The following is a 16,177-nucleotide window of genomic DNA, read 5'->3' as shown; positions in this document are numbered from 1 at the left end:
TAGCGCAAAATCGGTAAAGAATTGGTGTATTTATGGGGAGTTGGGCGTCGGGCGGTAAGCGGATGGCGGGATCGATGGTGAATAGCAGGAAGCATGATGAACAAAATAGGTTCCCGCAGATTACGCAAAGCGCGCAGATTAACACATGAGGAGAAACCTACCCCATTAGTACTACGCTAGGTGCCCAGACGCGATTGCAGCAGCAGCTCCCGAGGTAAAGTCGGGACTATAGCGGAAAGCGCAACTAACGTAGATTGAAATGCAGGAATTGCTTTCCTATATCAAATTATTGACCATATAAGAGCTATAAGATTATTTAAGCCGTTATATTAAAAAATAGCAAAAGGGTCTTCGACAAGCTCAGACTGACATTATTATATTGAAATCGCGATCTATTTAGTTCCTCCAAATATTGTTAAATAGGCTGACATTTCACTTTCAACCATTTGGCTTCTTCATCAGATAACATGTGCTGAAGCTTCTCAAACACCATTTGATTGTATTGATTTAACCACTCCATCTGATCTGGTGCCAAAAGCGCTTTATTTACGATAGAAGTATCAATGAAACATAAGGTTAAGGTTTCGAAAGTGAGAAAATCGCCAAATTCACTATTGCCCTTAGGAATACATAAAACAAGGTTTTCGATGCGCACACCATGTTTTCCCGGACGATAAATACCAGGCTCGATGGAGGTTACCATTCCTGGCTTAAAGACAACATCTACATTGGCTGGACTAATATTCTGAGGTCCTTCGTGTACATTCAGAAAAAAGCCAATACCATGCCCCGTTCCATGCCCAAAATTTATGGCATGTTCCCACAGTGGTTTTCTACAAATTGAATCTATTTGATACCCTTTAGTACCTTCTGGAAAAATCAGTTTAGAACCTTCAATCAGGCCTTTTAGCACCAAGGTATAATCATCGGCCTGGATTGATGAGCAATTACCGATAGGCATTACCCTGGTGATATCGGTCGTACCATACAAATACTGGCCTCCTGAATCGACAAGAAACAAACCATCGGCTGTAATTTCCTGATTGCTTTCTGCTGTTACACTATAATGCGGCAAGGCTCCATTGGCATTGTAACCAGCAATGGTATTAAAACTTAAACCTACGAAAGAGGCTTGATCAGCCCTAAACGTGGCCAATTTCTCTGCTGCAGACCATTCTGTAATTTTTTCTTTGCCTAAATGATCTTCCATCCACTTAAAGAACTTGGTTAAAGCAACCCCATCATTTAGCATTGCCTTACGAATGTGGTTAACCTCAGTATTATTCTTTAAACTTTTTAGATGTGTGCTTGGGTTAATGCCTGAAACGATTTTGGCACTTGAAGGCAAACACTGGTACAAGCCAAAACAAGTACGTTTAGGGTCGATAAAAACCTGCGCATCTTTTGGCAGTTTTTTTAATGCCTCAGCCACCTCACTATAGGGATACAAAGTTACGCCCTGCTGATTTAAAGTGTCGATATCTGTTTGTGACAATTTTTGCTTATCGACAAAGAGTTTTACCTCTGTAGGAGCAATTAAAGCAAAACTTAAGGTTACAGGGTTATAATCTACATCCTTTCCCCTTAGGTTAAAAAGCCAGGCAATATCATCAAGCGATGAAATAAAATGATAATCTGCTCCATTTATTTTTAAGGCCGCTTTTACCTCATTTATTTTAGCCGAAATACTAAGACCTGCAGCTTCTTCGCCTATTAAAAAGGCATTTTCTACAGGTAGCCCTGCCCTATCGAGCCAAATGGTGCTGATAAAATCAACGTCAGTTATCTCAATTCCACGTTGGGTCAAACTGCTCTGCATCTCAAGGGCTAAACCTACCGTAATGAGCTGATGGTTAAAACCTACTTTTGCACCCTCTGGCAGAACCTGGCGCAACCAATCGATGTATTCGGGCGTATGTGGCACTTTCAACTTTACCAATTCGTAACCAGTATTTTTTAATTGTGTTTCTGCCTGCGTGAAATATCGCGAATCAGTCCACAAACCAGCAAAATCCTGAATGATGACCAGCGTACCAGCCGACCCTGTAAATCCACAAGCAAAAGGAATAGCTTTATAATGCGCAGGTAAATACTCACTAATGTGTGGATCTGCCGCTGTAATAATATAAGCATCTACTTTTTGATCTGCCATTAATTGACGCAGGGCCTTCAATTTTTCTACAAAGGTCATATTGAGGAAGAGTTTTTGTAGGGCCAAATTTAAATATTACATTGACATCAGTGCTTAAAACAAACAAGAATTAATATAAATTTGAAAACACAGCAGATTCTGAATGCGTCAGAACCTGTGTTTGCCTTTAAAAACATTTAGGACAATACTAAACGTACCGATCAATTGCAGGTGCTTTAACCACCTCATAACAATCTGATTTCTGAAAGCACCATACTTTAAAAACAAGCGCAGATTCTCTTTGCGCCAGCGCATGGATACCCAATGTAAAACGTTGTTTAAAGCGTTTGGGACAAGCCTCTTTATGGCAAATTATTTCATAATGGTCTTTATTTTCTACAACCACATCAAACACATACTTTGGCCACTGTTTTTTAATCAAATTAGGCAACCAGCTAAACTGTTGCGTGTTGATCAAATCCCCCATCCCTTCAATTGCTTTTGGCGAAATATCTCCACCTATAATCTGGCTCCACTTCCCTTCAACTTCATCGATAATCCCCAGCACTTTACATCCAGACAGCACCAACCATGGGTCTTCCATGCTTGACCGCATTAACTGATAGGATACATCTTCCGAAAATTCCTGTTCAAAAAGGTAATTAAGTTCGATCATAAGCTATTTTCATTTTTAATCGGCAGATTATTAAGCCGTATCAGTTTATCAATGGTACCAGCAAAACGTTTCATTGAGATTGGTTTGCCAAGATAACATTCAAAGCTGGAATCTATTTTTCTCACCTCATTTTCAAGGTGGGCGGATGCGTAAATCACAAACCTGGCCTTTGAGCGGAGATGTTGGGACAGTTCAGTTCCCCTCATCCCATCCATATCTATATCTAAAAAAAGAAAATCAATTTGATCTCCGGCACTAATTGTTTTTAAGGCATCAAAGGGGTTATTAAAGGCGCTAAACAGTTTTAAAAAACGGATACCTTCAATATAATCGTGAAGTAAATCAATCGCGTGCTGTTCATCATCAACAATTGCACAGCTGTAATACATAGGCAAATTAAGATAGGCTGTACAAAGCTTAACAATGTAAGCTTCAATTCCTATTGCCAGGCACAAAAAGGGTAAAAGTACGGTAGTAATGGGCATACTAATAAGACAATATATCACAACTTGCACCTTATTTCACGATATAAAATAGCCATGAGTCAATTGACACATGGCTAATTGCTTTAAAGTTTAATTTTAACAAAGTATAAACGGTTTCTATCAACCGAATTTGTTAAAGGCAATATTTTTTGCGCAAAACCACTTGCACCATTATCTACCACACCAAAATCATCATCGTTAGAAATTACGAGGATATTGCCAGGCAGTAAGGCCAAGCCTTCTGCTTTATCGTGCGGATAAATGGAAGGTAGATCTTTCAACAGGTCTAAAACTATGGTTTTGCTTACAGGAGTAATTCCCGCTGTATTTAAACCTGCTGCATTATTCAGTTCTTCCACTGTTTTGCCGCCATAAAGTTTTCCTGTTGCACCGTTGCCGGAATCAGAAATATCGGTGGCACCACTCAGGTCTATTTTGAAAACTTTTTTAAATGTTGCCGGATTGCTTGCTGCGCCGCCATACAATCCATCACGTTCTATGGTTAGGAAAGTAGTACTGTTAACGGCAACAATATCGCTCACGCCTGTTAAAGTAGTGTTATCCATCAGGTAAGCGTATTGCTTGGTTGCGCCGCTTGCGATATCAAAAGTCAAAATTCTTAATACCACCGAATTGGCAACTGCAGCTTTAGACGGATTGTACATTGGCGACTGCATCATGCCTACCAAAGTTTTTCCATCCGGGGTAATGGCCAAACCTTCCATCCCACGGTTTGCTCTCCTATTCGCAAATACAGCTGGAATTTTCCGCCCGCCGGTTCCTGTTCCAAAGGGGTTAATGCGCTCTATTGTTTTACCTGAGGCATCGAAATGTGCAATATGCGGACCATATTCATCACTGATCCAAAATGATCCATCAGCTGCCCTTACCAAGCCTTCTGAGTCGATCCCATCAGCACTTGGGGCAATTACCTGTCCATTTAAGTCGTAGGCGATTTCACCCGAAGCCCCCATTCCCGCAGGGTTAGGAAGTCCGTTTAATTTGTTGCCAGATGCATTTTTAAGTTCGATGGTTTGTTCGAGCACCAATTTCCCATCTTTCAATCTGAATTTGCCTATCTGTGGGTCAAAATCAGGTTTTCCGATGATGATGGAGTTTGCGATCTGCCCGGCAACGTTCGAACCCCTATCGGTTAGCATATAAAAAACATCCGGCGAGTTAGGATCAGCGGCAACTGCTGATCCAAAACCTCCGTTGTACACTTTTACGCCAGCAGCAGTTGTGAAAAGAACCGAAGGATCAGAAACTTCGGCCATTGCGGGGTAAGTAAAATCTGCTGGTCTTTCGTCGTGGTTCTTTTTGCACGATACCATACCGATAGATGCAGCAGTTATTAAGGTAAGTAGTTCTCTTTTCATTTATTCTTTTTTGAACAAAGCAATGATCTGGATGTGAAGAGAATGTTAAGGGAATAACAAGAATAGTAATTGACTGATTACCCTGCTAAAAAGACCCTGAAACAAGTTCAGGGTGACGACTTCTTCATACATCAATAATTAACATATTGCTCTTCAAAGCTGCCATCAGCATGTAAATCGACCAGTCCATAACCAGGGGCGGTTTCTCTTCTGTTGCCTTCCCACCAAGCACCTGATACGGCACCGTTACAAAGATAGGTAACACCGTTGTAAACCACTTTATCGCGCATATGCAGGTGGCCACTTAAACACAGCTTTACATTAGGATGTTGATAAAAAAGATTGATAATTTTGCTCGTATCGGTATGCATATCGCCACCCAGCATGGTCCACTTGTTTACAATATCATCTTCTATCATTAAAAGCGCGGTAAGGATTGGAATGTGCGACATTACCATTACAGGCATTGTAGAACTGGTAGTTTCCAGTTCGTTTTTTAACCACGTTAACTGCTCATCGCCCAATTTCCCAATATACCAGGTGTTGTCGATATCCAGATGGGTACTATCCAGCACAATAATCTTCCATCCGTTCTGTACCAAACTATAATAAGGCTTAACCAGCTGCAATTTATCCATAGCATATTTCTTCCCGTAAAAAACATCGCCCTTGGTGTTTTCGTCCCACCAGATATCGTGATTGCCCAAACAGTAATGCACAGAAAGGTTACATTCGTTCTTCATCGTCTCTTTTACCAGTTTCCATTGATCGTTAATGGTGCCGATGTTTTCTTTATTCATATCAAACACGATATCTCCACCGTTCAAAACCAGGTCTATCTTAGGCGATTGCGACTGTAAATGGTGCAGGCATTTAACAAACCTGGCGGGCGCATTAAATTGATTTTTAAGATGCACATCAGTGATGTGTGTCACTCTTAGCACCGGTTTTTTATCGGCTACCGACGAAAATGCAGGCAGGGTTGGCAGTAAAAACAGGCCACCTATATTCTTAAGTGCTGATCTTCTTTCCATAACATTCTTTTTATTGTTTCAAAATTAGTGCTGCCACGTTGCTTTAACGTTAAGAAAAAAGCGGTGCCGTGGGTATACAGACACCGCTATTCAGATTTTGGTATATTTTAAAGATTTATTGAGTTTTCTTTAAACGATAAGCTTCGATGATTTTATAAAAAATCTGATGATTAGGATAAACTCCCATAAAGGCATCCGAACCAGGGCCATAGGCAAATACAGGCACCATGATATTGGTATGATCATCTGTACTGAAATTGCCACGAACGGTTCCTTTTCTATAAGAGGCATCCAAGAGCGACAGCCCTCCGGTTTCATGATCGGCAGTTACGATTACCAACGTTTCTCCATCCTGATCGGCAAACTTTAAGGCTTCACCCACCAGACGGTCAAAATCCTGTTGTTCGGTTACCGCAAAAGGCAAATCGTTTGCGTGCCCGCCATGATCAATCTGCGCCCCTTCTGCCATGATGAAAAATCCTTTTTTATTTTTCGAGAGCAATTCAACTGTTTTTAAGAACGAAGTCTTCAGCATTTCTCCACGGCCTTCCAATATTTTCCGCGTAGCAGAATCGTCTAAAAGTACCACTTGCTTATCCACATTTGAGGCAACAAAACTTTTTAGGTCTTTCTGTAGGGTATAACCCTTAGCCGAGATTTTATCCATCAATTTTTGATCTGGATTCTCGGTAAAACTTTTGCGTTTCGAACCAACTAGTATATCAACATGACTGTTCTGAAAATCGGCTGCAATTTCCTTTGTCATAGATCGTTCAAGCTGATGGGCATAAAATGCTGCAGGTGTAGCATCGGTAATATCTCCACTACTGATTATCCCGCTTGTAAGGCCATAAGGGGCCAAAATATCAGGAATGGCCTGAAGTGCTTTACCCGTAGAATCGACGCTGATGTAGCGGTTATTGGTTTTGTGCCCTGTAGCCATAGCCGTTGCACCTGCTGCAGAATCAGTAAAATCTGAATTGGAAGCTTCGGTGCGCGATAGGCCAAGATGTTTAATCGTGATAATGTTGGATTGACCGAAATTAGCACTCAAGCCTGCCTGAATCTGTGCCAGTCCCATTCCATCACCTATTAAAAGAATTACATTTTTGGCCTTGATTTTTAATCCGTCGCTTTTGTAAGTTGGCTGATAAGGTTTATAAGCTTTCGGGCTGCTGTACTCGAGCTTAGCCCTGTTCTGATAAAAATCTTTTAGCAATACGGGATGATCTGTTCCGATCCAATCAACCCCCATGTGTTCCAGCTCTTTCCAACTATTCGGACTATCTTTAGTTGCCCAAAAACGGAAAGGTTTACTTAAAGCATGTACCTTGGCAATCACCGCCTTCATTTTTTCTAAATCGGTTGGTGTTGGAGTACCCTTTCCATTCCATACCGAATAATGAGAAATATCATCGCTAATCATACCAATGTGCTTTAACTGATCACTTGTGTATTGATTTGCAGGACGGCCATCAAAACTGATAAGTGATGGATAATCCTTAAACTTTTCGGTAGGCGGTACAGCCCCGCTCATTACAATTTTAATGGCTGAAGGATTGATCTGTTGATCGAAAACAGATTCATTACCTTTTAAATCGGCCAATAATTTCGGGATTACGTGTTCATAATCCTCCTTTATATCGATTACCAGCTGAAGTTTTTGTTTCGGATCGGCATAAGGATGGTTGGCATGATCTTTAAAAAATGCCACCAATGGATCGATATATAATTTTTTCAATGTTTTGCCCGAGGTAATTTCGCTGCTATCGTGTGCAACAAACAATTCTCCATTACGGTAAAACACATCTGCCTCGATAGATCCCATACCAGCATAATAGGCCTCCAACAAAGGAATCTGCTGCTTATAATCATTATGGCTATGTCCATTAGTGGCATTCAGTTTCTGCTGAGCAGAAACTGAATGTACACCTAAACCCAACAATAAAAGGAGGATCAGTTTATTCGCTTTTACCATCCTGGATTTTGTTTAATTACGCCTGCACTGTTATCAATTTCTCTTTGTGGTACGGCCCAAACATCGTGTACCTGTGGATTGAAAGTTCTTGCTGGCCAAATTACAGTTCCATCAAAATCGTGTAAAGGTTTTGCATAAGCTGCCTGAGCATCACCCCATCTTACTAAATCGCGGTGGCGGTCGGCCCATTCTCCTGCAAGTTCGTTGCGGCGTTCGCGTTTAAGGTCGTCGATAGTCATTCCTGTTTTGGCACCTAAACCTGCGCGTAGCCTGATTTTGTTCAGTTCGGTATCGCCTGCCCCTGCACCGCTAAGGTTAATTGCAGCTTCGGCCTTAATCAGCAATACTTCGGCATAACGCATTAAGGGCACATTTAAATCAGTTGTGCCATTGTCTCCATTCGGATTCACATGCGTTGGAATTGGATTAGCATAAGAAAACGGCTCCATGTATTTTTTAAATTGGTAATTTGAAGTTGCTCCTCCATCTTTAGTAAAGCTACGCTCGGCACCAAAGAACATAAATTTATCGCCAGGTTTCAAAATAGTAGCTTCCCTGCGTTGATCGCCAGCCTCGTAAGAATCGTAAAGTTCTTTGGTTGGCAGGTAATAACCCCATCCATTATAAATACCCCATGCTTTATTGGTTAACATTACACCGGGAAGTTTACTTCCCCAGCCGGTACCACCACCACTTGGTGTACAAACTACCGACCAGATATATTCTTTAGACCAGTTGTTTGAAGCCTTAAAAACATCGGCAAAACCCGTATTAATTAAATCATGCTGACCTGAAGTGATGATCATATCAGCATATTTAGCAGCATTGGCATAATCTTTTTTAAACAGGTACACCTTAGATAAGTAAGCCCATGCAGCCGTTTTATGTGCTTTACCGTAATCAGCTGGTTTCATTGCCGAAAACAGGGGAAGGTTATCAGCTGCCTTTAATAGAAGCGAAATAATATAATCGTAGTTCTCGTTTACATTGCTGGCGCGGGGAATGGGCTGAGATGCATCTGTTTCAGGCTTAACAATTGGCACACCCGCTTTATCATTTCCGTAGTTTGCTGCCAATTGGAAATACACCAAACCTGCATTAAAATACGCATCGCCAATGATCTGTTTCTTTAAACTTTCATCCATATTGATGTTCGGCACATTGGTAATGATATCGTTGGCGCGTTTAATGATGGCATAACGCATGCTCCATTGGGTTTCGGTATAACCTCCACCAACATAGGTACGGTTAAAATTTTTGATATTATCGGCCTCTGGCTTGTTGCGTCCGGTAACCATATCATCGCTGGCATTGATAAACCAGAACATCCCGCGCCCGTAAAAGTCTTCGGCATTGTAATTTTCATACATCCCAGCTTCTGCTTTTAAAGCATCTTCTCTTGTTTTCCAAAAATTCTGTATTGATGGGGGCCCTTCGGGCATAATATCAAGTTGTTTTGTACAAGCTGTAAATATAGTTACGAACAATACAGCTATATATTTTATTGATGTTTTCATATTTTCTAAATCCTAAATCAATTAAAGGTTAACACTTAAACCAAACATAAAACTTCTGGCTTGTGGGTATCTTCCTACATCAAGACCATTGTTATCCATGCCAATCTCTGGGTCGAAGCCAGAATAATCTGTAATGGTAAAGAGATTGTTTGCCGTGGCATAAATTCTTACCGCTCCGGTTTTTAGTTTATTTGTTAACGACTTTGGCAAACTATAACCTAAGGTTACGTTACGGATGCGCAGATAAGAACCATCTTCGATATAAAAATCGGAAGCATTAAAGTTTCCATTGGCATCACTTGTTGAGATAATTGGCACTTTACCACCCGGGTTCTCTGGCGACCAGGCATCAAGGATGCCTACCAGTTTATTGTAAGATGGTCCACTGGCGCTGTAAGTGGTACGTTTAACGGCATTAAACAATTTGTTACCCTGTACACCTTGCGCAAAAATATTGAAATCGAAGTTTTTATAACTTGCATTAAAGCTCAGTCCGTAAGAGAAATCGGGATAAGCACTGCCAGCGAAATAACGGTCTTTGCCATCAATAGATCCATCGCCATTGATATCAACAAACTTAAAATCACCTGCTTTTGCATTCGGCTGAATTTTAGTTCCTTTCGCATTTTTATAGTTATCAGCTTCTGCCTGACTTTGGAAGATGCCATCCGTTTTTAACACATAGTAACTGTACAAAGGTTGCCCTACCTTGATCATCAACGGCGTTAACTCATTCCTAAAGGTTGTACCTACCGCAATGGTTTCTAAACCTGGTGTTAATTCAATTAATTTATTATTCACCTTAGTTATGGTTGCATTAACCGAATAATTGAAAGCAGCATTTTTTTCTCCACTATAGGTTAAACCAAGTTCAAACCCTTTGTCTTTAGCCAAACCTGCATTAATAGTCTGGGTATTTAACCCTGCGGTTCCCGGAAGCGTTCTGGTCAAAATCATCTTATTGGTTTCCTTAATAAAATAATCAGCAACAAGGCTCAATCTATTAAAAACGTTAACATCAATACCAATATTCGTTTGTTTACTTTCGGCCCAGGTAAGGTTTTTATTCGCTAAAATAGTTTGGATATAACCATTTTGCAAAGCAGGATTTTGCCCAAAATAAGCCTGTGTACCAGTCAATAGCGGATTTACTGCCGAAGCATTTAAAGTAGCCAGATTACCCAATATACCGTAACTTGCCCTCAACTTTAATTCGGATAACCAAGAAGCCGATTGTAAAAAATCTTCTTTATTGATTGCCCACCCCGCAGAAAAAGATCCGTAATTTCTAAATCTATTTTCTTTAGGAAGTAGGGAAGAACCGTCTCTCCGACCGATTAATGAAAGCAGATATTTTTCTTTGTAATTATAATTTGCCCTAAGAAATAATGATAGCAGTGAAGTTGCATCAAAACCACTATAAGATGGCTGGATTACTGTAGCATTAACCAAATACCTGTATTGAGGTGATTCATCATCAAAACCAGCACCTGAAGTAGATAAGCTATTTCTTTTTGTTTTTTGGAAGGAATAACCACCAGTAAAATCAAGTTGATGCGATCCCAAGGTGGTTTTGTAATTCAAAACCTGCTCAGTTAGAAAATCATTGGATTTGGTGCTACTCTCTTGCAAACTATTGCTCAGTACCGGTTTTCCAACCTCTGGTCTTTTAGGCGTAAAGCTTTTAAACGAAACATCTGTTTTTGTAATGCTTAAGTTAGACCTAAAGGTTAGCCCTTTTGCCAGTTTAAGGTTAGCATAGGGGTTAATTACCAAAACATTTTTAGGGTTATTGATATCGATACGCTTTAAATCAGCAACAGGATTAACAATATCCCCATAATCACCGGCGTATTGCCCACCCGGTAAACCGGCAAAGCTGCCATCGGCATTATACGGCGTTCCGTTTGTTGGATAATAAATGGCAGAAAGTAAGGCACCCGTATAATCGCTACTGGTATTTGCACCGTTGCCGTTGGTACTGCTATAGGATAAATTTTCTCCAACTTTTAACCAATTGGTTACTTCATGCTCGGTGTTGATCCTGAAGTTATAGCGCTTAGTTTTGGTATTTAACACAATGCCTTCTGCATTACGGTAATTGAAACTTAGGTAATAATTAGATTTTTCGCTACCACCGTTTATTGCGGCATTGTAATCCTGTAACAATCCATCTCTAAAAACCTCGTCCATCCAGTTGGTACGCGTAATCTGTCCGTCAGGATATTTCGAAATATCAAAAGCAGGCAATATGTTTGTACCACCGTTTTTGGCTGCGGTTGCGGCAACCTGGACACGTTGTTCGGCATTTAAAGGTTCTAGTTTTCTCCATGCGCTTTGTTGTCCCAGTTTGGCATCAAAACTGATCTGCATTTTACCACTTTTGCCTTTTTTGGTAGTGATCAATATCACACCTCCAGAAGCTCTGGCACCGTAAATTGCACTGGCTCCATCTTTTAACACCGAAATAGATTCGATATCGTTAGGATTAAGTTGCGGTACATCCGAGAATATGGCACCATCAATTACATAGAGTACACTTTCTCCATTAATACCACCTGCACCGCGGATATTAATACGTGGTGTTGAAGTAGGATCGCCGCCTTCATTGGTTACAATTACACCTGGTGATTTTCCGGCCAGTACCTCTCCTACACTGTTCAATGAGCGTGAAGAAAGTTTATCCAGGCCAACAATGCTGATTGCCCCGGTTAAAGTTTCTTTTTTCTGAGTACCATAACCTACCACCACTACATCCGCAAGTGTGGAGCGTTCTTCGCTCAACACCATATTAATGACTGGATTTTCGCCCACTTTTACTTCTTTGGTACGATATCCAATCATAGAGAACGATAACACCGCATCAGCGCCAACTTCAATACGGTAAGCACCGTTGCCATCGGTAATGGTACCGCTTTGTGTGCCCAGTACCTTCACAGAAACACCAGGAAGCGCTAAACCTGTAGTATCGCGTACTATCCCAGTAATGATCCGGTCTGGCTTATTCTGAACGGCATTGTTTAAAATTACATATTCGCCTTTTTCTAAAATCTGTAATCCAAGCCTATCCAATAATGACCTTACAGGTTCTGTGGTAAAATCGCCACTTACAAACGTATTTTTCTGTTGTAACTGATCGGGATTGTACACAAAGCTAAGCCCGGTGCGCGACTCTATTTCTTTAATAATATCGGTCATCTTACGGCCTTTATTAATCGTAATGCTGACTGTAGTTTTCTCTAATTTTTGTGCCATACTAGCCGAGGCCAGGATTGAGCTGCAAAATATGCAGAGAATTGAAAATGTTAAACATGAGTATTTCATGATCTTATAAAGAGCTGATGTCCTCTTAGCGGAGGTTGGTTTCATTTGTTTGATTTGTTTTTTTTAAAGCTTTTAATTACGCTGGCTCTTTGGCCAAAAAGAAAGATTACAGTGGCCAGTCTAACTGGCACCGTTAAGTATTTCTATATTACCTGCTCATCTCATCTGTATATAATAAATGTTTTATGATTTTTTGATCCGTTGAATTTTAGGTGGTGCAGGCTGCAGATGATATCCAAAATCTCTTCTGGCGATTGCCTGCTGCTGAAAACGGCTGTGCTTTTAAGTTTGCTCAAAGCGCTATCGCTCATCGAAATCTTGATGCTGTACACATACTGGAGTTTGTTAATTACCTGTTCTAAGCTTGCTCCGTCAAAAGCGAGTTCGATATAAGCCACAGCCTTGCTTTTGCCAATGGCAGCCCGGCCGGCAGTTTTATCATAAATTAAAAACTCATCTTTAATCAATGTTCCCAGATTTACTTTTTTGTTGCTTACGGCAACCTTTCCAGTAATTACGGCAACTTCGATGTGTTTACTTGCCTGATACGACTTAACCTTGAAAGAAGTGCCCAACACCCTGATATCGACACCAGATGCGGTGTGCACCGTAAATGGTCTTTTTTCCTGATGGGCAATATCAAAAAAAGCTTCCCCTTCTTTTAAGGCAATCTGGCGGTTATTCGAAGCGAAGGCTTTAGGATAGCAGAGTTTTGCAGACGGACCTAACGAAACCACCGAACCATCTGATAAAGTGATATGCTTCCGTTCTGTACTTCCGGTAACTACGGTAACCTGGTTTTCAAGTTTTACCGGGGTAATGAGTTTCCAAATGCTTATTCCAAGTGTAATGATGATGAGTACGGTGGCAGCGATCCTGATAAAGGACTGTAGTTTAAATACTTTGACATATTTTGGCTTTTGGCACATAACTACCTGAAGATGAGCAAGCATTTGCGCTCCTATCGCTGCTTTCCGGTCGGCTGCCAATTCAATATTTTCCTGATGGAGCGTGGCATACCACTCTTCGACTTTTTTTTGCTCTTGTGGACTTGCCTGCTTATTGAGATATTTCTGCAGCAGTTCCTTTGCCTGTTCTTCTGTCATTTAAATACATGTCAGTTGAAAAGCAGATTGGTACTAACCAAGAATGTTATCTATAAATTAACTTTATGTTAAGCTGATTAAAGCCGCAATGAGCAGGATATAGGAAAGGCTTTTTTTAAGCAATTTTAGCGCTGCAGAAATCTGGTTTTTTACGGTTTGGACCGAAACATCAAGTTCTGAAGCTATTTCTTTGATGGATTTTTCCTGTTTTCGGCTCATCGAGAATACCAATTGCATTTTTTCGGGTAAAAGTGCAATAGCAGCATCAACTTCTAAATGAAGTTCTTTTAAAATCAGTTTATCATCAGCAGCTGCAATATGCTGCTCATCCATTAATACTTTAAGTGCAGTTTGGTGGTGTTCTTTAATGCTGCCCGACCTGAAATAATTAATCACCTTATATTTCACCGCACCATACAGATAGACACCGAGGCTTCCTTTTAGGTCAATTGCTGTTCGGTTTTCCCAGAGGGATATGAAAATTTCCTGTGTAATGTCCTGTGCCAGCGACTCATCACCTATTTTTTTCAACGCAACATCAAAAACCTCCTCCCAGTAAATCCGGTAGATCGCCTCCATAGCCTGATGATCTCCAAGCTGTAAAGATAAAAATAATGAATTGTCCAAGGGATGCCGCTTTATAAAGTGCAAAGCTAAGGGCCCAATATTCCCTTAGTATTAACAAATCTTAAAGAGTAGATGACGAATGACGGGAAATGTAAGATGGAAAATGGACAGGATGCTGCGCGCATAAGCGATATCCGCGGGAAACATGATGAGATTGAGTTTCCGCAGATTTAAGAAGATTGGCGCAGATGATTTACAACAGAATCTTAATGTCCTTAACTGCTTAATGGTAAAAATACAATTCTGCGCTCATCCTTGGCTGTCTGTAGAGTTCCGAAGGGCTCTACGGACGATACAATGGAAAAGAGTCTCTGACTCGGTATTAACCATTGAGCTGTCAAATTCTCTATCCGTAGTGACACTGCGTTTAACACTACGGATAGAATGTGGAAAATGGACAGGACTCTGCGCATATTCGATATCTTCAATAAAACGGTCGTCATCTCGAATGGAGTGCAATGGAATGGAGATATCTACCTTGGCTGTCTGTAGAGTTCCGAAGGGCTCTACAGACGATACAATGGAAAAGAGTCTCTGGCTCGGTATTAACCATTGAGCTGTCAAATTCTTTATCCGTAGTGGCACTGCGTTTAACACTACGGATAGAATGTGACGAATCAGGAAGGAGACATATTCGCAATGACTCCTAATCAATTACTTAAATAATCCTGCAAAAAGTTTATTGGAATGTAATTTTGCCTGATGATTGTAAATATGCGAGGTGCTCATGATTTCGTTTACGCCATATTTTGCAACAAAAGCTTGTAAATTCCCACTAATGGTTTCGGCACTACCAATAAAAGAATAGTATAGCATCTGTTCTACAGCTTCTTTTTCCAACTGATCCCAATATTGATTGATATCATCAACTGCAGGCTTTAATAATTCTCTTTTACCTGTAATTACACCCAGGAACATCCGCTTTACCGAGCTTGATAAACGTTCGGCTTCCACATCAGTATCGGCAGCAACCACATTTACACAGGCCATTACATAAGGTTCCTGTAAAAATTGGGAGGGCTTAAAGTTATTTCTATAAATTGCGATGGCTTGTTCGAAATAAGCCGGTGCAAAATGACTTGCGAAAGCATAAGGAAGGCCTTTTTCTGCTGCTAAGCGTGCACTATCGGTGCTCGAACCTAAAATCCAGATCGGGATATCCAAACCTTCTCCCGGAATGGCCCTTACACTCGCACGATTATTATTCGCTGAGAAAAATTGCTGTAGTTTCTCAATATCCCTGGGAAAACTATGAACAGCACTAAAATTTTCACCACGGATGGCCATTGCAGTAACTTGATCGGTTCCAGGTGCCCTGCCTAAACCCAGATCGATACGGTTGGGATAAAGAGAAGCCAAAGTACCAAATTGTTCGGCAACAATTAAGGGTGCGTGATTGGGTAGCATAATGCCTCCGGAGCCTACACGGATGCTATTGGTACCACCGGCAATATAACCAATAAGCACAGCTGTTGCCGAACTGGCAACACCAGCCATATTATGGTGTTCGGCAAACCAGTAACGTGTGTAACCTAAACTTTCAGACTGTTTAGCTAAATCTAGACTTGTTTTAAAGGTATCTGCAGCAGTAAAGCCATCTAACACTGTTGCAAGATCGAGAACGGAATAAGGAATATTTTTCAATAAGTGATCAGCCATAAATTATAAGGGATAAAATCTATACTGCAAAAATATCCTTAATAAAGCCAAGTCTTGTTGATCTGAATATATATGACGTTTAGCCAACACTAATCAGTACAGCGGGAATTATGCAAGGAAGCTATGCAAGAATGAGGACGCTAATCAGATAACCCCGAATACACAGATGTAGGAGTATATATACTCTTGTAACAAACCATACAAATCTGCGCTCTTAATTTGGTTAAAACTTATAATTCGATTAGCAAAACATTAAAGGCG

The 16,177-nt window shown here is 40.6% G+C and carries 11 protein-coding genes; all 11 read right to left on the bottom strand.

The features are described from left to right. Nucleotides 1-415: 415 nt before the first annotated feature. The gene (locus tag ACN9MR_RS06730; protein ID WP_426328844.1) at nt 416-2,191 is read right to left on the bottom strand and encodes an aminopeptidase P family protein; all 1,776 of its coding nucleotides are present in this window, start codon (nt 2,189-2,191) and stop codon (nt 416-418) included. A 148-nt stretch (nt 2,192-2,339) separates the two neighbouring features. After that, nucleotides 2,340-2,807, bottom strand: a complete 468-nt coding sequence (locus tag ACN9MR_RS06725; protein WP_426328843.1) for a hypothetical protein — start codon at nt 2,805-2,807, stop codon at nt 2,340-2,342. Beyond that, nucleotides 2,804-3,322, bottom strand: coding sequence for a LytR/AlgR family response regulator transcription factor (locus tag ACN9MR_RS06720; RefSeq protein WP_426328842.1), 519 nt, complete (start codon nt 3,320-3,322; stop codon nt 2,804-2,806). The genes ACN9MR_RS06725 and ACN9MR_RS06720 overlap by 4 nt, the downstream gene beginning before the upstream one ends. 53 nt (nt 3,323-3,375) lie before the next feature. Next, nucleotides 3,376-4,671, bottom strand: coding sequence for an esterase-like activity of phytase family protein (locus ACN9MR_RS06715; protein ID WP_426328841.1), 1,296 nt, complete (start codon nt 4,669-4,671; stop codon nt 3,376-3,378). Between the two features lie 131 nt (nt 4,672-4,802). After that, nucleotides 4,803-5,705, bottom strand: coding sequence for a metallophosphoesterase family protein (locus ACN9MR_RS06710; protein WP_426328840.1), 903 nt, complete (start codon nt 5,703-5,705; stop codon nt 4,803-4,805). Between the two features lie 115 nt (nt 5,706-5,820). Continuing rightward, a complete protein-coding gene (locus tag ACN9MR_RS06705; protein WP_426328839.1) occupies nt 5,821-7,683 on the bottom strand; it encodes an alkaline phosphatase in 1,863 nt (620 codons plus the stop codon). Then, nucleotides 7,677-9,200, bottom strand: a complete 1,524-nt coding sequence (locus ACN9MR_RS06700) for a RagB/SusD family nutrient uptake outer membrane protein (protein WP_426328838.1) — start codon at nt 9,198-9,200, stop codon at nt 7,677-7,679. Before ACN9MR_RS06700 ends, ACN9MR_RS06705 begins: the two co-directional genes overlap by 7 nt. Nucleotides 9,201-9,221: 21 nt before the next feature. Continuing rightward, entirely contained in the window at nt 9,222-12,455 is a 3,234-nt protein-coding gene (locus ACN9MR_RS06695) for a SusC/RagA family TonB-linked outer membrane protein (RefSeq protein ID WP_426328837.1), read from the bottom strand. 230 nt (nt 12,456-12,685) lie between these two features. Next, entirely contained in the window at nt 12,686-13,630 is a 945-nt protein-coding gene (locus ACN9MR_RS06690; protein WP_426328836.1) for a FecR family protein, read from the bottom strand. 63 nt (nt 13,631-13,693) lie between these two features. Then, nucleotides 13,694-14,257 (bottom strand): RNA polymerase sigma factor, encoded by a 564-nt coding sequence (locus ACN9MR_RS06685; protein ID WP_426328835.1) that lies wholly within the window; start codon nt 14,255-14,257, stop codon nt 13,694-13,696. 654 nt (nt 14,258-14,911) lie between these two features. Further along, the gene (locus ACN9MR_RS06680; RefSeq protein WP_426328834.1) at nt 14,912-15,916 is read right to left on the bottom strand and encodes an LLM class flavin-dependent oxidoreductase; all 1,005 of its coding nucleotides are present in this window, start codon (nt 15,914-15,916) and stop codon (nt 14,912-14,914) included. Nucleotides 15,917-16,177: the final 261 nt, after the last annotated feature.

The organism is Pedobacter sp. R-06 (assembly GCF_049913135.1).
Classification (GTDB): Bacteria; Bacteroidota; Bacteroidia; order Sphingobacteriales; family Sphingobacteriaceae; genus Pedobacter.
Note: the sequence above shows the minus strand (reverse complement) of the source record. Positions and strands in the feature narration are given on the sequence as shown.